This window comes from Vibrio sp. KMM 9700 (assembly GCF_058545285.1).
Genome location: NZ_CM178589.1, coordinates 354,406 through 373,505, shown reverse-complemented (window position 1 = coordinate 373,505; position 19,100 = coordinate 354,406). Strand labels below are relative to the sequence as shown.

Here is a 19,100-nt window from a genome sequence, read left to right as displayed (position 1 = left end):
GATAAACCAGAGTGCGTCACATGCTCTGGTTTATTTATATTTTTTGTTTGAATAAAAGAGGAAGAGAGAATGTTAGACCCAAGAGTCATTGTTGCCTTAGATTATCAAAACGAAGACGATGCATTTGCTTTTGTGGACAAAATTGATCCAAAGCAATGCCGTTTGAAAGTTGGCAAAGAAATGTTCACTTATTTTGGGCCAAACTTTGTACGCAGCTTACAAAGCCGCGGCTTTGACGTCTTCCTTGATCTTAAATTTCACGATATTCCAAATACTTGCTCAAAGGCAGTGCAAGCTGCAGCTGAGCTTGGCGTATGGATGACGAATGTTCACGCCAGCGGCGGTGAGCGTATGATGACAGCTTCTCGTGAAATCTTAGAGCCTTATGGTAAAGACCGACCAATCTTAATTGCAGTGACTGTGCTCACCAGCATGGCGCAAGAAGATCTTAACGGGATTGGGATTGAAGTACCAGCCAATGAGCATGTGTTACGTTTAGCCCGTTTAACCAAAGATTCTGGTTTAGATGGGATTGTGTGCTCAGCGCAAGAGGCGAGCACTTTAAAACCAGCGCTAGGTAAAGCATTTCAGTTAATCACCCCAGGGATCCGCCCAGCGGGAAGTGACGCAGGGGATCAACGCCGTATCATGACACCAGTGGATGCAATTTCTTCTGGCTCTGATTATTTAGTGATTGGCCGTCCGATCACCCAAGCGAACAATCCTCAACTTGTACTTGAGGAAATTAACGCATCGCTTGCGAGCATTTAATCTCGTATACAAGTAATACAACTTTAGGGCTAACAAGATCGCTAGGTTTTGTTAGTTCTGTCTTTTTTTCGGGTTTTTCGGTATGCTAGGACTCCAGTCGTCTTTTAAATTAGGTTTCAATGACTCAAGATCTATTATTTCATAAGGTTTATGCGCACCCGACAAGCCAAGAATGGGTTGTCCTTGTACATGGTGCTGGCGGAAGCTCTGCCATTTGGTTTCGTCAAATCAAAGCGTATAAAGAGAAGTTTAATTTACTCTTAGTCGACTTACGTGGGCATGGCAAATCAAAACCTAAAGAGGATCCACAAACGACGAAAAAGTTTGGTTTCTTCCAATCTCAAAAACGTATTTATACCTTTGATGAAGTCAGCCTTGATGTTTTAAATGTGTTAGATCACCTCAAGATTGAGAAATGCCACATGGTTGGCCTCTCATTGGGCAGTATTATTGTGCGCAAACTTGCCGAGCATCACCCTGACAGGATCCAAAGCATGGTACTAGCGGGCGCGGTGACGCAACTAAACTTGCGTAGTCGATTCTTAGTTAAGCTAGGTAACTTAAGTAAACACATCATCCCATATATGTGGACCTATAAACTATTCGCCTATGTTGTGATGCCTAAATCGAATCAGAAATTGTCGCGTCACTTGTTTATTCGTGAAGCAAGAAAGCTCTGCCAGCAAGAGTTTAAGCGCTGGTTTAAGTTGTCGAGTGAAATGAATCCGATGATGCGTTATTTTAATGAGAAAGAAACCAATATCCCAACGCTTTATTTGATGGGCGCGCAGGACTATATGTTTATCCAGCCAATCAAAGAAATGCTGAAAAAACACCGCAGAAGTAGTCTTTATGAGATCCCAGATTGCGGCCATGTGTGCAATGTAGAAAAACCCGATCACTTTAATCAGGTCTCGATTTCATTTATTGAGTCACAAGCCATGCAGCCGAGTATGAGCTAATTCAATCGACGGTGCTTAAGCTTTGCAGGGGTTAATCTTCGCAAGGCTTTGGCGCGCCACACTGCCAACAAATCTCAAATTCCCCTTCAACTTCTTCTTCGCATTGATGACATTGCCAACTAATTTTTGGCGCATTGGCTTTCGCTTCATACGCATCTAAGATATGTTTTGCTTGCTGCGCTTGGCTTGGATCATTGAGCCAAAGGTAAGGGTCGGTTTCTGTGGTCATCGGCACTTCACCTTTTAAGCTAAATAAGCCATCGCCTTGCACTTGGACATCTATCCCATGACTTTCTAATAGGCCGGCGAGGATATGTGCTTGAGTTGGGTTCTTGGCACTATAAATTTTCATAACTGACCTCTTCTTAAGATATGGATGATTCTTGATTAGTGGGGGCTTGCTCAGCTTGTTTAAGGGTTTGATAACCTGAATAAATACGATTAGCAGTGGTGAGATAGCAAATTGCTGCAAAGATATAGGCAAGCAGCGCAAAAGCAGATGGGAACAGGCAAATACAGATTAAAAAGGCGATTGTTTCTGTGCCTTCAGCCAGTCCTGCCATGTAATATAAAGATTTATGCTGATAATCAGGATTATCGAGTCGATATTTGTGTGCGACGGACGCAAAGGCGAGAAAGCTTGTCCCTGTGCCGACAAAAGAGAGGATTAAGACAGCGCCTGCAACTGCATTGGCCTGCGGATTGGCGAGCACAAAGCCAAGTGGGACGAGTGAGTAGAATAAAAAATCTAAAGCGATATCGAGAAAGCCACCGGCATCCGTGCGTCCTTGAATACGTGCGAGTGCGCCATCAAGTCCATCTGCGAAGCGGTTGATAAGAATGCAGATTAATGCCAAGCTATAAAACTCAAAGGCTAAAAGTGGCAAGGCGGATAAGCCAACCACAAAGCCATAAAAAGTTACCTGATCGGCGCGGATCCCTAATTTATCTGCGCGATCAGCAAGATCCGCTAAGGGCTTTTTTACCCATTGCACACTGTATTTATCTAACATAATACATCCTCGTTGAATATGAGTGCCACTCTTTAGACATGCGTTGGGTTTAATCAATCACATTAAGCTGTGTGATATGTTGCTGCCAAGGCCAAGCAATACAAAGTTTTGGATCGGGCACATCAGCCATATCATGCGTAACCATAATACATGGGATATGGCGCGCCTTAATTTGCTCAAACACCCAAGTGCGAAAATTATCACGTAAACTCTCATCTAACTTGCTAAATGGCTCATCGAGCAGAATGGCTTGCGGCTCACTGGCAAGTAAGCGACCTAAACTGACCCGTGCGCGTTGACCACCTGAGATTTGATCTGGCATATGATTTGCCAAATGCACTAACTCAATCGCTGCTAAATATTCCATTGCTTTGGCTTGGCGCGCAGCTTTACCTTTTATGCTTTCTGGTAGGGCAAGGGCGATGTTTTGCCAAATATTAAGATGCGGAAATAACAAATCATCTTGAAATAATAAACCGATGCGACGTTGGTGCGCAGGTAAGCATAAAATATCTCGCCCATTTAACATGACTTCGCCAGATAAACTAAAACTCGACTCTAAATGCCCACTCAAGGCACTCAATAGCGTTGACTTACCGCAGCCGCTTGGCCCCATTAATGAAACAATATTTGCAGCTTGCACTGTGAAGGTTAATGGTTCGAAAACAGGATGTTTGTCCGGATAGAGGATCTGCAAATTACTTAACTTTAGGCTCATACGGTTTCGCTTTATTGATTTGTGTTTGCTTAGTATTTATTTTGAAAGACCAAGGTTTAAATGGATAACTTTGGCTAAGTAAATGTGCCAAAATAAAGAAAATCAAAGGCAACAAGGCTTGCCATAGTGCATATAAGGCCATTAGGCGGCGATCATACCCACTGGCAAGTGCGACAGCTTCTGTTGTCAGCGTGGCAATTCGGCCGCCACCTAACATTAAAGTTGATAAATACTGTGCAAGGCTCACGCTCATGCCAATGGCCCAAGCGGTTAAAATGCTTGGCAATAACAATGGCAATTTAACTTTAAACCAAAACTTTAATGGCGATAGACCAAGGCTTGCGCCAATCGCTTGATATCGGCTAGGGAAGCTTTTCCAAGGACCATCTAACGAGAGGTAAACATAAGGGAAGACGAAAAACACATGTGCCCATAATACCCAAGGCAGGTATACATTTTGGCCTAAATATAAGGTAAAGACTTGCAGGCCAAATAAAATCGAGAGTTGCGGCAGCAGCATTGGCAGCGCAATTAAAAGCATCGGCAAACGCTTTGGAAATTTTAAACGATACTCTTGAGCAAAAATCGCCAGCAATGTGGCAAGAATACTGGTGATGAGGCCAATAATTATACTATTTTGCAAACTATCTTGTAAGTATGGCCATTCTTGCGCCCAAAAGCTTAGGCTCCATTGGCTTGGGAGTAGATCAGGGAAGCGCCAGCGCTGGGCAAAACTCCAGATCACAAGTAGCAAGCTTGCGGCTAAGCTAGTGAAAAGAATTAGCTTATATATCCAAGCTTTTGGGTTGATAAACCAAGGCTGGTTGCAGTACATCCAATGACGAGCTTTGGATACAAAGAATCCTTCTAACATTCGATAGCCAACTAAAAGGCTTAAGCAGAGTATAAATAAAACAAATGCACCGGCCGCTGCGCGAGGGAAAAGGCTGAGATCGCCATCACTAAACCACTGAAAGACGAGTACGGCAAAGGGCGCAGGCGTGCTCGGAGCAAGGATAAGGCTCATGTCGACGACAGAGCAAGCAAAGGCGAGCACAGCAAAAATAGAGAAGCGCATTTTGGGTAGCCATTGCGGCAAAATCACTTGCCAATAGGCTTGGTTTAAAGATAAGCCGACGCTTTGCGCTATTTGCAACTGCTTTTGGACGGGAAATTGATTGAGTACACTTGCTGACATTAAAAGCAAGAATGGGACTTCTTTTATCGTCAAACTTACAATTAAGCCTAAGCCCCAAGGATCGCGCACGAGCCAAGGAATATCCACCTCAACAAAGACTTGGATGAAGCGGGCAAGCAAGCCTGTTGGAGATAGCAAGAGTAAAAAACCGACCGCAAAGGCGACGTGAGGCAGAGCCAGTAGAGGAGCAAGGCTGGTTTGAAGCTTGTTCCATTTAGGCGTCAGCCAGACTTGCTTTAAGATTAAAAAGCAAATCAGGATGGATAAGAAAGTGCTCATTACGGCGCTAAAAAAAGACAGGGCTAAGGATTGTCCCACGCCGCTCCAAGCAAAGACTTGCGCAAAGCCATCAAGGTTCACTTCGGTTAAGTTAAGCGCTGGCACATAATGTAAACTGGCACTTAATACGCCGATAAAACCTGGCACAATAGGAAATAAGCAAATTAAGCAGATGCATGCAAAGCCCAATTGGACTAAAAATTGTCCGCGTCTTGGCTGCGAAGCTTTATTTGGCCTGATGGCATCAATCGGCTTATGCATAAATAAATCCTTTAGCTGCCATAACGCTTCAGCCATTCTTCTTCAAGTGCATTCTGCCAACTTGGATGCGGCTCAGCAATCGCTTTAAACATTTCATTTTGCTTTGCGCTACCTGTTAAATACTCTGGTTTTAAAATCGAAGGATCGCCCCAAACTTCTGTATCCCCTTTATGCGATTGAGCCTCTGGGCTTAATAAAAAGTTAATCGCAACCTGAGCCGCTTCTTTGTGGCTCGCATTCCAAGGAATCGCTAAAAAATGCACATTAGATAGTGCGCCTTGCTCCCATGCATAGGCTTTTGTGCTCGATGACAGTTTGCCCTGATTTTGCGCAGCAAGCACTTCATTCGGGTTAAAGGTAATGGCTAAATCGACTTGATCATCATCGAGTAATTGCACAAGCTGTGGCTGATTGGTTGGAAAACGTTTACCAGACTCCCATGCGACTTGATGCAGGGCATCTAAATAGTCCCAAAGCGGCGCTGTTATTGCTGCAAAGTCTTCAGATTCAACTGAATTTTTAAGCGCCTGTGGCGAATCAGTGAGTTCGAGTAATAAGGCTTTTAAAAAGCTACTACCATGAAACTCTGGTGGTTGCGGGTAAGTAATACGTCCTGGATGAGCTTTGGCATAAGCGAGCAGCTGCGCAGCAGATTGTGGCGGCTTGGTCAGTTTTTTAGTGTCATAGATAAACACAAGTTGTGCGAGTCCCCAAGGGGCTTCAAGGTCGTCTGTTGGCTCGGTAAAATCTTGCGTTACAGGCAAATTTTGATCAACATTTTGCCAGTTAGGTAGATGGCTAACAAAAGGGCCGAATAAGAGGTTATTTTGTTTTAAAGACTTAAAGTTCTCGCCGTTAATCCACATCAAGTCAACACTGCCTTGCGTATTTTTATTCGCACTTTTTTCAGCCAGTAAACGGGCACTTGTTTCTGAAATATCACTGACTTTGACATGCACTAAATTAATTTGATAACGATTTTTAAGCTCACGCGCAGTCCAACGTAAGTATTGGTTGATGGATTGACTGCCACCCCATGCATGAAAATACACAGTTTGACCTTTTGCTTTGGATTCAATCGCTTGCCATTTGGTTTCTTGCGCCAATGTAGGGCTGATAACACTTAGGCAAAGCAGTAGTGCGCCAATCAGGGATTGAAATAAACGTCGTAGTATAAAAGGTTTCACTGTTACATTCCTTGTCACAAATGGCTATCCTCTAACGGATAAGATATCTAATTTTGAAAGCTATTTCTTGATTAACGGAGCATATTTGAAAAATAAGCTTAAGGAATACAAAAATTTGTAAGCCTCATCAAGCTTTAAAAGGAATTTGTCCGTCACTATTATCTCGACATGGGAAGGCTTGGAAAAATTTCACTTGAAGGCAAAATAATTGAAATTAAATACAAAATGCCTCTTTTGCTATGCATTTACTGATTGAGTAAGTGCTAGCGCAGAGGCATATAGTTTGTCAGATTAGTGCTTAAATATTAGCAGGCGCGTCTATTTAAAACATGACCAGATCGGTGCGTGATCCGATGGTTTTTCGATGCCACGTAATTCATAGTCAATATCTGATTCATAGCATTTTTTCGCAAGCTCTGGCGTTGCTAAGATCACGTCAATGCGAAGGCCGCGGTTATCGTTAAAGCCTTTTGAGCGATAATCAAACCACGAGTATTTCTCGCCAAGATCTGGGTGTACTTCACGGAAAGTATCGATAAAGCCCCAATCTAGCAGACGCGCAAGCCATTCACGTTCTTCAGGTTGGAAAGAACATTTACCCGTTTTGAGCCAACGTTTTGCATTTGCATCCCCAATCCCAATATCGAGATCCGTTGGGCTGATGTTGATATCACCCATCACGATGATTTGGTCATCAGGTGTATGGTTGGTTTCAAGGTGCGTCATCAGGTCTTTATAAAACTGGCGCTTGTATGGGAACTTGGTTTCATGTGCAATGTTCTCACCTTGCGGGAAGTAGCCATTCATCACAGTTACTTCTTTGCCATCTTCATCTAAGACAGTCGTCATGATCATGCGTTTTTGGTGTTCTTCAGTATCGGTTGCAAAGCCTTTTTGCACGCGAACCGGTGCTTGTTTCGTCAGCATTGCCACACCATAGTGGGCTTTTTGGCCATGAAAATTCACGTGATAGCCCATAGCTTCAACCGCTTCAAGCGGGAAGGCATCATCATGAACTTTAATTTCTTGTAGGCCAATCACATCAGGTTGGTGCTTGTCAATGATGGCTTGTAGTTGGTGCAAACGTGCACGTAGTCCATTGATGTTAAAAGAAATATATTTCATTTAGGTATGTCATCCTTTTTGCAGTAAATACTTGTTCTATTCGTTTTCTTGAATAAACCAATAGCCTTTATTCAGCAATTGGCAAATGAGCTCAAGTGCTTCAGGTTTGTCTGTGAGTTGATTTAATATATCAGAGCTTAAACATTCACGATCAGCAAGCAGTGGTGCCATGGCGCTTAAATCATCTTCTAAGTGAAAGATTTCGCCATTGATATATAAAGTTAACGGTGCGTCTTGGTGGTAAAAACAGCGCAGACCCGCTACTTTTTCAATGGCTAAGCCAGCTTGAATATGGGTTTGCAAATCATCTTGTGACCACTCTTCTTCTGCTTGAATAATATTTAAATGATGGCGTGATTGGCTCAGCATACAAGCCAAAAACTTATCAATAAAGGCATCGTCGCTTAGATCTTGTTTTAACATCTCAACGAGCTTATCCATATCATTGCGCGCCAGCATGCCTGATTGAGCTTGAAGTTGTTGCATTGGGTGGTGCATATGTACATCACCTCTATCATGGGCAAGCACAAAATCAGCGAAGTTACTTAAAAGCTCTTGGGATTTTGGTGAGCGATAACCCATTGAATAACTAAGAGAAGGCTCAAGCGCGTAGCCATGATGCGGGAAACCTGCAGGGATATATAAAATATCACCGGGCTCAAGTACATCATCTAAAATGGCATCAAAACCTTCAATTTGACGTAGCGCTGGGGTGCGTAAGTTCTCGCTATATTGACCCACATCTTTTGCGCCAACTTGCCAATGGCGTTTTCCCATACCTTGGCAGATAAATACATCGTATTGATCAATATGTGGGCCAACGCCGCCATTTGGCATGGCAAAACTTATCATCACATCATCAAACAGCCAGTTTGGGATCGCTTTAAATGCTTGATACATATTCGCAACTTCTGGGTGCCAGTGATTGGCCGCTTGCACAATCAAAGACCAATCCGAGTCACCAAGATTGGCAAATTTTTCTTCATCAAATGGGCCATGCTCCGCACACCAGTTGTCATTTAGATTACTGACAAAGCGTGAATCGACTTCTTCTTCTAAAGATAAGCCCGCTAGTTCATCTGGCGAAAGAGGATCGGTGAAATTTTGAAAACCAGCTTTAATGATAGTTGGCTTTTTTTGCCAAAATTCTTGCATAAAGGCTTCAAGCGAAAAAGAGAGTTGATACATGGAAAGCTCACATTGGAAAATAAAGCGCTCATTGTAACAGACTCTCTTTTTGAGTGTTAGTGGGGTTTTAAGGAAGATGAGTTTAGTTGCTCCAGTTTTGTTTTAAGCCAATCAGCAAATTTTAATCCGATAAAAATACCCGAGATCATAAAGAAGATACTTGCAAAGCCTGCTGGAGATAATGAGGGCAGGGCAATTAATAGTTGTGCATCGTTGCCACCGCCGGCCAGGACTGCGCCAATGCCCATTAAAGTGCCTGCAGCGAGATGCCCAAGATAACGGAACAAGCTATATCTACGTGGTTTGAGATCGCCTTGGCGCACTGCTGCGATTAACATGCCAAGCATCAAAAAGAGGATTAAAATAAAACGCGTGATTTGTGGCCAAGTCGTATCGTCCATCTTCCAAATGCTTAAACTGACATCTTTAAGCAGACCACTAGGCGTCCATTTGGGCTCGTATAAGAAAATCAAACTGGCCATAAACCCAATAATGAAGAGATCCAACCAAAGCTGACGATTTGACTTATCAAATTTTAAAATCAAACCCTGTAATATAATGGAGAAGCCCATTAATAAAAATGTTTGATGGGTTAAATCAAAAGATAGTTTTTGATGTGGGATACTTTGCGCGTAATCGCTTAATAAAATCCAACCGATAAACCAACCTAGCACAGTGGCAATCATACTCGAGTGACCTTTGACAAGACGGGAAATAGTGGAAACACCACAACCTTGATTAAACGCTGCCCCAAGGCCAAATAGAAAACCGCCTAATATTGAATAAATCGAGGCTTGATAGGTGCCAAAGTGCACACTGGTTTGATTAAATTGCAAAATTAACATCGCAATCCAAGCAAAGGCGCCACTAAATAAAATCGCAAGAATAAAGCTAAAATTACCACGAGTCGCTTGTTCGACGCCGCGTACCATGCACAGCCCGATACGTTGGGCCTTATAGCCAAGCGAGAAGATCAGAATTAAAGACAATATAAAGAAAGTCAAAGTATGCGTCATAGGCCTGCTTATAAAATGATATTAGGTCTATCAATTATAAGGAGATTATATTTAGAACTTGGTGGGGAAGTTTAGAAATGTGATCAAATTGTAAACTTTTGCGAGAAAAAGTGAGTTTATCCTCAAATTACATATAAAAAAGAGCCCCAATAATAGGACTCCTTTTATAAGATTATCTTAGTGTATGAGTTTACAGTAAGATTAAAGCGCGTCAGTTAAACGAATGGCATCACCAATATAGTTCGCTGGTGTCATTTGTTTTAGACGCGTTTTTTCATCTTCAGGGATCTCAAGGCTATCGATGAAATCACGCATGCCTTGTGCATCAACACGTTTACCGCGCGTTAGCTCTTTTAGTTTTTCATATGGCTTTTCAATGTTGTAGCGACGCATTACAGTTTGCACCGGCTCTGCCAATACTTCCCAGTTATGATCGAGCTCATTTAGCAGTGCGTCCGCGTTGACTTCAAGTTTGCTGATACCTTTTAGAGTAGAGGTATAAGCAATGATTGAATACGCACAAGCGACGCCAAGGTTACGCAATACAGTTGAGTCAGTCAGGTCACGCTGCCAGCGCGAAACAGGTAGTTTTTGCGCAAGGTGACTAAAGATAGCGTTAGCAAGACCAAGGTTACCTTCTGAGTTTTCAAAATCAATCGGGTTAACTTTATGCGGCATGGTTGAAGAACCAATTTCGCCCGCAATGGTTTTTTGTTTGAAGTGACCCAGTGCGATATAGCCCCAAACATCACGATCAAAGTCGAGGATGATAGTGTTGAAACGCGCATACGCATCAAAGATCTCTGCAATGTAGTCATGCGGTTCGATTTGCGTGGTGTATGGGTTCCAATCGATACCTAGGCTTTCAACAAATGATTGGCTATATGCATGCCAGTCGATTTCAGGGTAAGCACTGATGTGCGCATTATAGTTGCCCACTGCACCATTGATTTTGCCTAAAATTTCAGCGTTTTCAATTTGCTTTAATTGACGCTCAAGACGATACGCAACGTTTGCCATTTCTTTACCCATAGTCGATGGCGATGCCGGTTGACCGTGGGTACGAGAAAGAAGTGGAATATCTCGATATTCAACAGATAATGCGCGAATGGCATCTGTTAATGAACGCATGGTTGGCAACATGACTTGATCACGCGCTTCTTTTAGCATTAACGCATGCGAAAGGTTGTTAATATCTTCAGAAGTACAAGCAAAGTGAATAAATTCACTGATTGCAGCAAGCTCAGGCAGGGCTGCAACTTTTTCTTTTAGGAAATACTCAACCGCTTTCACATCATGGTTAGTTGTCATTTCAATGCTTTTGATGCGGTTTGCATCGGCTTCATCAAAATTATCAGCAAGATCATTTAGCAGCTTGTTTGCTGCATCACTTAGCGCTGGGACTTCAGTAATTTCTGCTGTCGCAGCCAATTTTTGTAACCAACGAATTTCAACGATAGTACGGTATTTTAGTAGACCAAACTCACTAAAAATCGGACGTAACGCTGCCGCTTTGCTGCCATAACGGCCATCGACTGGGGAAACAGCAGTTAATGCTGATAATTCCATGGGGATCTCCTGAAGTGATATATAAATTAAGGTATAAAAAATGTGTTCAATCTATTGCGGCGTATGATAACAAATACGCAAACGTTTGCTAAGAGTAAATTTGCTCTAAAATACGTAAATTTGTTTGAAAAATATGCATTCGGAACAAATTACTCACTTAGTCTTAATCTTGATTAAAAACGAGCTTGTAGAATTTTAGCTTGATTTAGCATTTTGTTGCGTCCAAACAAGAGTTGGATACGACTGCCACCCACTTGACGCCAAAGTACTGCGCTGCGGATCCCAGATAATAAAAGCGCGCGGACTTTATGTTGGACCTGTGGCTGACTTAAAATGCTTTGCTCACCAGCAATTTGAATGCGCGCACCTAATGGGCTTATCACGTCCAGATAAATACTGGCAAAGTTTTCAACCATTTGATCGCTAGTTAAATCAAAGTGATTGGTTTGATTATTCGCAATGCTAATGCGGTCGCCCAATTGAGACATGGCATCAGGGCGTTTGTTAAGTTGGCGCTCTAGATTAATCAAGCTTACCAGATAACGTGTAAGCTCACGCCCTTTATCTGAGCTATCAATACGTTGGACAAAAGTCTCTAAACCTAGACGTAATTTTGATTCGTCGCCATAAACATTCAAGGTGGAGCTAGGATTCATATTGATGATGCTTTCAAGACTGGCTGCAAAAGCCGCCTCATCACATTGACCTTGGCGTGCAACTTGTTGAACTAGCATCACAGCTTGGCACATGCCAGCGAAAGCAATTGTTCTATCATAAAGCGTATAAGCCACTTTTTATCTCCTTGAAAAATGGGTATCAAAGGGAGTGGGGTGCTCCCTTTATTTATAATTGCGCTTTAAACGAGAGGGGTTCTACGCTCGATAATACCACCACCTAGGCAGACATCACCTTGGTAGAAAACAGCAGATTGGCCTGGGGTGACAGCTACTTGCGGCTCATCGAAAATGACCTCAATCGTATCATCATCTAATGGTTTGACGGTGCATGCAATATCTTGTTGACGATAGCGAGTTTTGACAGTGCATTTAAATGCTTCACGTACAGGCTCACGTGACACCCAATGTAGTTGCCCTGCAACCAAACCTGTTGATTTAAGTAGGGGATGATCGGCGCCTTGTACGGCGATTAACACATTACGTTTAAGATCTTTCTCTGCCACATACCAAGGGGCTTCGTTACCACCGCCACCTTTTTGGCCGCCAATATGCAGACCTTTACGCTGACCTAAAGTGTGATACATCAAGCCTTGATGCTCACCAATCACTTGACCCTCTGGGGTTTCAATATTACCCGGTTGTGCGGGTAGGTAGCGAGATAGAAAGTCGGTAAATTTACGTTCACCAATAAAGCAAATACCAGTTGAGTCTTTTTTCTTCGCAGTGATAAGACCTTGTTCTTCGGCAATGCGGCGAACTTCTGGTTTTTCAATTTCTCCCACAGGGAAAAGGCTACGCGCCACTTGCTCATGACTCAATGTATATAAAAAGTAGCTCTGATCTTTGTTTTGATCGTGACCGCGTAACATTTTTACTTTTTCACTTGGCGTACCATCTTCATTTAATGCAGGGAAAGAGCGGTGCACATAGTGACCCATTGCAATGTAATCTGCATCGAGTACTTCATCGGCGTATTCTAAAAATGCTTTAAATTTGATTTCTTTATTACATAAGATATCAGGGTTTGGGGTGCGGCCAGCTTTATACTCTTCTAAAAAATATTCGAACACATTGTCCCAATATTCAGCAGCAAAGTTGATTTTGTGTAGGTGGATCCCTAGTTTGTCACAAACCGCTTGCGCATCGGCAAGATCTTCTGCTGCTGTGCAATATTCTTCACCATCATCTTCTTCCCAGTTTTTCATAAACAGGCCTTCAACTTGATAGCCTTGCTCTTTGAGAAGATATGCAGAAACAGAGGAGTCAACGCCACCGGACATGCCGACGATAACTTTTTTGTTTTGATTCGCTTGTTTTGCGTGATGATCTTGATTTAAGTCTTTCATATATAAAAATATTCTCTTTAATTAAAAAAATCCTAAAATGGTGAAAGGCCATCTAGGATAGGCGGGCTTAGTTTATCATAAAAACCAAGCTTGGTTTAAGCATTGAGTAAAAAAGAAATATCCGTGTCATCGAGGCGATATTGGCCCGATTGCAAGTCATTTAAATGCCAAGGACCAATGCTTGCGCGAATTAAACGTAAGGTTGGAAAACCTATGTGCGCCGTCATGCGTCTGACTTGACGATTACGACCTTCAGTGATGGTTAACTCAATCCAAGTGGTTGGAATATTAGCGCGAAAACGCACTGGTGGTTGGCGTGGCCAAACATCTGGCTGGGGCATTAAGCTTGCTTTTGCAGGCAGGGTTAGACCATCTTTGAGCTCAACGCCTTGGCGCAATTTATCGAGATCAGTTTCGCTCGGTGCACCTTCAACTTGAACCCAATAGGTTTTCGGCTGCTTAAATGTTGGCTGAGTGATTTTAGATTGCAGATAACCGTCATTGGTCAGCACTAATAAGCCTTCACTATCACGATCTAAGCGGCCAGCAGCATAAACATCTTTAACCGGAATAAAGTCAGCCAAGGTTTGTCTGTTTTGATCATCAGTAAACTGGCAAAGCGTGTCAAAAGGCTTATTGAATATAAGCACTTTTCGTTCTTCGCTTGAGAGAGGGCGAGATGGACGACGCGATTTTACAGTTTGTTTTTTTTGCTTAGTTGATCGCATTTTTGCCATCGCATGTGCATTTTTTGCTTGCGTTGGTCGACGCGTTTTCTTGCTTGGATTGAATTTTGGGCTCGTCATGTTAAGCGCCTTGCATATTTGTTGTAGAATTGTTAGCTAACGTTTTAATTTTCATCAAATTTGATAGTATGGATGCTCTAATTTGAGAAATATAGCATGCTTATGCGTTTTCTTTGTATATGTCTACCATGAGATATGCTACAAAAAATAATCAAAAGAGAGTAAAGTTTGGGGCTAAGATAGCGAAGTGTCCACTTTTCATCAAGCTAACTACCTGTATCCATTAAATTTGTAAGGGTAGTATCTGGTTTGATTTATTTAAAATAGGGAAATTACATGTCAACACAAAAACCAACCATTATTTATACAATCACAGATGAAGCACCAGCACTGGCAACGCATTCTTTTTTGCCAATTGTACGTCGATTTACCGCTTCATCTGATATTGAGGTTGAAACCCGCGATATCTCACTTGCAGGGCGTATCCTTGCAAACTTCCCCGATTATCTAACGCCAGAACAAAAAATTGGGGATGCGTTAACTGAACTTGGTGACCTTGCGAAAACCCCACAAGCAAACATTATCAAACTGCCAAATATTTCAGCATCGATTCCACAGCTTTGCGCAGCAATTAAGGAACTGCAAGCCAAAGGCTACGCCATTCCTGATTATGTTGAAACGCCAAAAACAGATGAAGAGAAAGCGATTAAAGCGGCTTATGACAAAGTGAAGGGCAGTGCGGTTAACCCTGTACTACGAGAAGGTAACTCAGATCGCCGCGCGCCACTATCTGTGAAAAATTATGCACGTAAAAATCCACACTCAATGGGCGCATGGACAAAAGATTCACGCTCACATGTGGCAAGCATGCAGCAAGATGATTTCTATGGCTCTGAAAAGTCAATCACAATTGATGGTGAAACGAGTGTTCGCATTGAATTTGTTGATGAAAAAGGCCAAACAAGCGTGTTGAAGCCAGAGTTTGCATTGCAAGATAAAGAAATTATTGATGCAACTGTGATGCGTAAAGCAAGCTTAGTGCGTTTCTTTGAAGAGCAAATTCAAGATGCAAAAGACAAAGGTATTCTGCTTTCACTTCATCTAAAAGCAACCATGATGAAAGTGTCCGATCCTGTGATCTTTGGTCATGCGGTGAAAGTTTACTATAAAGAAGTGTTTGAAAAGTATCAGGCTGAATTTGCAGAACTTGGCGTGGATGCGAACAATGGTATTGGTGATGTGTATGCCAAAATTGGCGCACTGGCAGAAGACAAACAAGCGCAAATCAAAGCGGATATCGATGCGCTTTATCAAGAGCGCCCAGCATTAGCTATGGTTGATTCAGATCGCGGGATCACCAACCTACATGTTCCAAGTGATGTGATTGTTGATGCATCAATGCCAGCAATGCTTCGCTCGTCAGGGCAAATGTGGAATCCAGCAGGTAAACTTGAAGATACTAAGGCTATGATCCCAGATCGTAGTTATGCTGGCATCTATCAAGCTGTGATTGATTTTTGTAAAGAGCATGGCGCATTTGATCCAACTACAATGGGTAGCGTGCCAAACGTTGGCTTGATGGCGCAAAAAGCAGAAGAGTATGGCTCGCACGATAAGACATTTATTGCGCAAGGCAAAGGTCAAATTCAAGTGGTTGATACAAATGGCAATGTTTTGCTTTCACAAGATGTCGAAGCCGAAGATATTTTCCGTATGTGCCAAGTGAAAGATGCACCAATCCAAGATTGGATCAAGCTTGCGGTCAATCGCGCGCGCGCAACAGGCGTACCAGCTGTGTTCTGGTTAGATAGCGCGCGAGCACATGATGCGCAGCTGATCAAGAAAGTAGAACAATATTTGCCTGAGCATGATACAAGTGGTCTTGAAATTAAAACCCTTGATCCTGTCAGCGCAACTAAGTACTCACTTGAGCGTATGAAACAAGGACAAGATACTATTTCAGTGACAGGTAACGTATTGCGTGATTACCTCACAGATTTATTCCCAATCCTAGAGCTTGGTACATCAGCGAAAATGCTATCTATTGTGCCGCTCATGAGCGGTGGTGGTTTGTTTGAAACCGGCGCTGGTGGTAGTGCGCCAAAGCACGTGCAACAGGTTGAAAAAGAAAACCACTTACGTTGGGATTCATTAGGTGAGTTCCTTGCATTAGCTGCGTCATTGGAACATGTAAGCGAAACGGCAGACAATCCCAAAGCAAAAGTCTTAGCTGATACCTTAGATCAAGCAACCGGTCGTTTCTTGGATGAGAATAAGTCACCATCACGTAAAGTGGGTGAGCTTGATAACCGCGGCAGCCACTTCTATCTTGCTTTATATTGGGCACAGGCACTTGCAAACCAAACGCAAGATGCAGAGCTTGCAGGGCAGTTTAAAGTGCTAGCACAAGAGCTTGAGACGAATGAGAAACAAATTATTGATGAGCTAAACCAAGCGCAAGGGAAGCCTGCGGATCTTGGCGGATATTACTCATTGGATGAAGCGAAGGCTGCAAGCGTGATGCGTCCAAGCCAAACGCTAAATAAAATTATTGATGCAATCGCTTAAGTGTTTTAACTAAAAACTTGAACAAAAACAAAAGCAGCCTGTGAAAATGGGCTGCTTTTTTTATACTCATAACTAGGTAAAAGATTTTCAGGAGAAAAAATAAGTACGCAAAACCCTGCATTTAGTGCTTTAATTGTTGTTGTAAGTCAAGTATATTTTTCCATAGTTTCATTATTTTTCATGGAAGTGTGACATATTTTATATTTTTCTGTATATTGTTGGCCAGTCTCTAAGCTTACGAAAAGATTAGAGCTGAAATTTTTAGCTACAAATAAGAGTCATCTTTGAGGTGTCACTTAGGCTCGCTTCTATATGCTTGAGCGAACAAGCGAAGGATTGTAGCGAGATACAGGGAAAGGCATTTTACCTAAATGCAAGTATATGATGTGAAGGTAACTGAGATATGATGCAACAAGTATGGCATGACCAATCTAAAGATTATACGACACATAGTTCGTTAACTAATGCGCAAGTTTATGCTCAAATTTTGGGAAATAGACTAAGGCAAGACCTTCCTGAAATAACAAATACTTTCATGCAAGGCTTACTATTAGGTGCGCTTTGGTATGATGTTGGAAAACAATTTATTCCGCGCTCATTGCTCAGCAGTAAGAACGCCTTAACAGAAGATGAATTTGATCTTATTCAAACCCATACGATTTCAGGCTATGAGTATTTAACTGAGCTTGAATTAGGTTGGCAGGGATCAATTAAAAAACACATATTAGACTGTGTATTATACCATCATGAGCGCTATAACGGGCAGGGCTACCCATATCAGCTTGCGACACATCAAATACCGCTTGTTGCACGAATTATTGCATTAGTTGATGTTTTTGACGCCTTAACGTCAGAGCGTAGTTATAAACCTGCTTTTAGTTTTGAAAAAGCCTATGACATCATTGTGGCGCAAAGAGGCCAACAATTTGATCCGATTGTCGTAGATGCTTTTATTGATACGCGCCAAGCGTTTTATCGCAACTTAATTTTGAATAAGGGTGTGGCTTAAATCTTCAGAAGCTGCGCTTAAATAGATTTTAGATACAACAAAAAACCACAGTCCGTTGATACTGTGGTTTTTTGTATATAAAGAAATGAAAATAAATATAAGACAGTAAAGTCGTTATCATTTCTCGATTATTTTTGCGAACCTTCAACAGGGACAACTTGGCTTGCATGAGAGCCTTTTGGTCCTTCCTCCACTTCATATGATACAACTTGGCCCGCTTTCAATGTACGGTAGCCTTCCATTTGTATGGTTGAATAGTGTGCAAAGATATCGCCATCCTCTCCTTCTGGGCAAATAAACCCAAAACCTTTGGCATTGTTAAACCACTTTACAGTACCTGTCGCCATGCTATACGTCCCTCATGCAGTTATTTAGAAATCAAAAGTGATAAATTTGACATACTATCCGTTGTGATTTGCGTGATGTCTCAACGCATACTCAAAAAAAGGATAGTCATAAAGCAAAAAACTTAAGCTTAATGAATATATATATCTAAATGATTCATCTCACTTATTTGCTCGTCATATTTTAATCTAGCTAATAGTAACAAGCTGTCAACATTTTTTGAACATTTATGCCTTGTCGATACAAAAAAATCATATTCGTTGAATGAGTTTAGGTTTATGCCAAATTTAGATGAGAGCTTATTCATGCTTTGTGGGTGTCTGAGTGATAGCTCATGTATTCAGGTAAAAAAAATGCTAGACTAACAATGTTTTTCACTGTGATGCGATGTCGCCCCTTGAGATCTTGCTTAATAAACCAAATATGTTTGCTTAGAGGCTAAGAAAGAAATGCCGTTAAGCCATGGTCTTATTTATAGATGGGTCACTTGCTATCCAGATTACGCTTCTGGTATGAACATCTAGCATCTAATTTATGGATGATGTTACAGTGAAAATGAAAGGATATTTAGGGTAATAAGCTAAGCTTAGATAAAGTCATAATAGTCAAAGATGTTAAGTTTTTCACTATAAAAGTCTTTTATTTTATCAGTACTTATTGCTAGATTGGTCTGTAACATAAGATGATCATTTATTATAGAATATTTACTTTTTATATTTTCAAAATGTTCTAAGATAAGTATCGTGAAGTAAAGAATTTGCTATGAGTAACAAGTTTCAATGGAACTCTCCAGATATTGAGCTGCTGGACGAGGAAGATGTAAAGATTCAACCCCCATCAATGTATAACGTTGTTTTGAATAACGATGATTACACGCCGATGGACTTTGTGATTGAAGTATTGGCTCGATTTTTCTCTATGGATTTGGAGAGCGCGACCGAGGTGATGCTGAAAGTTCATTATGAAGGTAAAGGCATTTGTGGCACGTTTACAGCGGAAGTCGCTGAAACAAAAGTCATGCAAGTGAGTTTATTTGCACGTGAACATGAGCACCCTCTGTTGTGTACAATGGAGCAGGTATAACTCATTCATTTTATAGAATGTGTTCTTTGGGGAGGTAGC

At 41.8% G+C, this 19,100-nt stretch carries 18 protein-coding genes; 5 read left to right on the top strand and 13 right to left on the bottom strand.

Going from position 1 to position 19,100, the window contains the following annotated elements; translation table 11 throughout:
• The first annotated feature begins 69 nt into the window (after positions 1–69).
• Complete coding sequence (gene pyrF, locus AC2VOY_RS01670; RefSeq protein ID WP_491831911.1) at positions 70–771, top strand: orotidine-5'-phosphate decarboxylase; 702 nt, start codon at positions 70–72, stop codon at positions 769–771.
• A gap of 119 nt (positions 772–890) precedes the next feature.
• The gene (locus AC2VOY_RS01665; protein ID WP_491831910.1) at positions 891–1,733 is read left to right on the top strand and encodes an alpha/beta fold hydrolase; all 843 of its coding nucleotides are present in this window, start codon (positions 891–893) and stop codon (positions 1,731–1,733) included.
• A 31-nt stretch (positions 1,734–1,764) separates the two neighbouring features.
• Here the strand turns inward: AC2VOY_RS01665 and AC2VOY_RS01660 are convergent, their stop codons facing one another.
• From AC2VOY_RS01660 to AC2VOY_RS01605, 12 genes are all read right to left on the bottom strand, one after another.
• Complete coding sequence (locus AC2VOY_RS01660) at positions 1,765–2,085, bottom strand: putative signal transducing protein (protein WP_491831909.1); 321 nt, start codon at positions 2,083–2,085, stop codon at positions 1,765–1,767.
• A gap of 13 nt (positions 2,086–2,098) precedes the next feature.
• Positions 2,099–2,746: a CDP-alcohol phosphatidyltransferase family protein gene (locus tag AC2VOY_RS01655; RefSeq protein ID WP_491831908.1), complete on the bottom strand. Its 648-nt coding sequence runs from the start codon at positions 2,744–2,746 to the stop codon at positions 2,099–2,101.
• 49 nt (positions 2,747–2,795) lie between these two features.
• Positions 2,796–3,464: an ATP-binding cassette domain-containing protein gene (locus AC2VOY_RS01650; protein WP_491831907.1), complete on the bottom strand. Its 669-nt coding sequence runs from the start codon at positions 3,462–3,464 to the stop codon at positions 2,796–2,798.
• Positions 3,445–5,202 (bottom strand): ABC transporter permease, encoded by a 1,758-nt coding sequence (locus tag AC2VOY_RS01645; protein WP_491831906.1) that lies wholly within the window; start codon positions 5,200–5,202, stop codon positions 3,445–3,447. The genes AC2VOY_RS01650 and AC2VOY_RS01645 overlap by 20 nt, the downstream gene beginning before the upstream one ends.
• Before the next feature lie 11 nt (positions 5,203–5,213).
• Positions 5,214–6,350 carry an ABC transporter substrate-binding protein gene (locus tag AC2VOY_RS01640; protein ID WP_491832974.1) on the bottom strand — a complete coding sequence of 379 codons (1,137 nt, stop codon included), beginning with the start codon at positions 6,348–6,350 and terminating at the stop codon, positions 5,214–5,216.
• A 357-nt stretch (positions 6,351–6,707) separates the two neighbouring features.
• Positions 6,708–7,514 (bottom strand): exodeoxyribonuclease III, encoded by an 807-nt coding sequence (gene xthA, locus AC2VOY_RS01635; protein ID WP_491831905.1) that lies wholly within the window; start codon positions 7,512–7,514, stop codon positions 6,708–6,710.
• Between the two features lie 36 nt (positions 7,515–7,550).
• Entirely contained in the window at positions 7,551–8,702 is a 1,152-nt protein-coding gene (locus AC2VOY_RS01630) for a ribosomal protein uL16 3-hydroxylase (RefSeq protein ID WP_491831904.1), read from the bottom strand.
• A 56-nt stretch (positions 8,703–8,758) separates the two neighbouring features.
• Positions 8,759–9,718, bottom strand: coding sequence for a YeeE/YedE thiosulfate transporter family protein (locus AC2VOY_RS01625; protein WP_491831903.1), 960 nt, complete (start codon positions 9,716–9,718; stop codon positions 8,759–8,761).
• 201 nt (positions 9,719–9,919) lie between these two features.
• A complete protein-coding gene (gene purB / locus AC2VOY_RS01620) occupies positions 9,920–11,287 on the bottom strand; it encodes an adenylosuccinate lyase (protein ID WP_491831902.1) in 1,368 nt (455 codons plus the stop codon).
• Positions 11,288–11,460: 173 nt separating this feature from the next.
• Entirely contained in the window at positions 11,461–12,078 is a 618-nt protein-coding gene (gene hflD, locus AC2VOY_RS01615) for a high frequency lysogenization protein HflD (protein ID WP_491831901.1), read from the bottom strand.
• A gap of 65 nt (positions 12,079–12,143) precedes the next feature.
• Positions 12,144–13,310: a tRNA 2-thiouridine(34) synthase MnmA gene (gene mnmA, locus AC2VOY_RS01610; RefSeq protein WP_491831900.1), complete on the bottom strand. Its 1,167-nt coding sequence runs from the start codon at positions 13,308–13,310 to the stop codon at positions 12,144–12,146.
• A 95-nt stretch (positions 13,311–13,405) separates the two neighbouring features.
• Entirely contained in the window at positions 13,406–14,047 is a 642-nt protein-coding gene (locus tag AC2VOY_RS01605) for a pseudouridine synthase (protein WP_491832972.1), read from the bottom strand.
• A gap of 345 nt (positions 14,048–14,392) precedes the next feature.
• Here AC2VOY_RS01605 and AC2VOY_RS01600 point away from each other — a divergent pair, with 345 nt between their 5' ends.
• Positions 14,393–16,624: an NADP-dependent isocitrate dehydrogenase gene (locus AC2VOY_RS01600; protein WP_491831899.1), complete on the top strand. Its 2,232-nt coding sequence runs from the start codon at positions 14,393–14,395 to the stop codon at positions 16,622–16,624.
• A 403-nt stretch (positions 16,625–17,027) separates the two neighbouring features.
• On the top strand, positions 17,028–17,633 hold the full coding sequence (locus tag AC2VOY_RS01595; protein ID WP_491831898.1) for an HD-GYP domain-containing protein: 606 nt from the start codon (positions 17,028–17,030) through the stop codon (positions 17,631–17,633).
• 128 nt (positions 17,634–17,761) lie between these two features.
• On the opposite strand, the gene cspD is transcribed toward AC2VOY_RS01595, so the two are convergent.
• Complete coding sequence (gene cspD, locus AC2VOY_RS01590; RefSeq protein ID WP_491831897.1) at positions 17,762–17,980, bottom strand: cold shock domain-containing protein CspD; 219 nt, start codon at positions 17,978–17,980, stop codon at positions 17,762–17,764.
• Positions 17,981–18,740: 760 nt separating this feature from the next.
• Between cspD and clpS the strand changes: the two genes are divergently transcribed.
• Positions 18,741–19,061: an ATP-dependent Clp protease adapter ClpS gene (clpS, locus tag AC2VOY_RS01585; RefSeq protein ID WP_491831896.1), complete on the top strand. Its 321-nt coding sequence runs from the start codon at positions 18,741–18,743 to the stop codon at positions 19,059–19,061.
• Positions 19,062–19,100 lie beyond the last annotated feature (39 nt).

Bases quoted from the DNA above. Each gene is read 5' to 3' on its own strand.
- purB (WP_491831902.1), bottom strand. From the start codon at position 11,287: ATGGAATTATCAGCATTAACTGCTGTTTCCCCAGTCGATGGCCGTTAT.
- pyrF (WP_491831911.1), top strand. From the start codon at position 70: ATGTTAGACCCAAGAGTCATTGTTGCCTTAGATTATCAAAACGAAGAC.
- AC2VOY_RS01665 (WP_491831910.1), top strand. From the start codon at position 891: ATGACTCAAGATCTATTATTTCATAAGGTTTATGCGCACCCGACAAGC.
- cspD (WP_491831897.1), bottom strand. From the start codon at position 17,980: ATGGCGACAGGTACTGTAAAGTGGTTTAACAATGCCAAAGGTTTTGGG.
- AC2VOY_RS01660 (WP_491831909.1), bottom strand. From the start codon at position 2,085: ATGAAAATTTATAGTGCCAAGAACCCAACTCAAGCACATATCCTCGCC.
- AC2VOY_RS01600 (WP_491831899.1), top strand. From the start codon at position 14,393: ATGTCAACACAAAAACCAACCATTATTTATACAATCACAGATGAAGCA.
- xthA (WP_491831905.1), bottom strand. From the start codon at position 7,514: ATGAAATATATTTCTTTTAACATCAATGGACTACGTGCACGTTTGCAC.
- AC2VOY_RS01595 (WP_491831898.1), top strand. From the start codon at position 17,028: ATGATGCAACAAGTATGGCATGACCAATCTAAAGATTATACGACACAT.
- AC2VOY_RS01655 (WP_491831908.1), bottom strand. From the start codon at position 2,746: ATGTTAGATAAATACAGTGTGCAATGGGTAAAAAAGCCCTTAGCGGAT.
- AC2VOY_RS01630 (WP_491831904.1), bottom strand. From the start codon at position 8,702: ATGTATCAACTCTCTTTTTCGCTTGAAGCCTTTATGCAAGAATTTTGG.
- AC2VOY_RS01645 (WP_491831906.1), bottom strand. From the start codon at position 5,202: ATGCATAAGCCGATTGATGCCATCAGGCCAAATAAAGCTTCGCAGCCA.
- AC2VOY_RS01650 (WP_491831907.1), bottom strand. From the start codon at position 3,464: ATGAGCCTAAAGTTAAGTAATTTGCAGATCCTCTATCCGGACAAACAT.
- AC2VOY_RS01605 (WP_491832972.1), bottom strand. From the start codon at position 14,047: ATGGCAAAAATGCGATCAACTAAGCAAAAAAAACAAACTGTAAAATCG.
- AC2VOY_RS01625 (WP_491831903.1), bottom strand. From the start codon at position 9,718: ATGACGCATACTTTGACTTTCTTTATATTGTCTTTAATTCTGATCTTC.
- mnmA (WP_491831900.1), bottom strand. From the start codon at position 13,310: ATGAAAGACTTAAATCAAGATCATCACGCAAAACAAGCGAATCAAAAC.
- clpS (WP_491831896.1), top strand. From the start codon at position 18,741: ATGAGTAACAAGTTTCAATGGAACTCTCCAGATATTGAGCTGCTGGAC.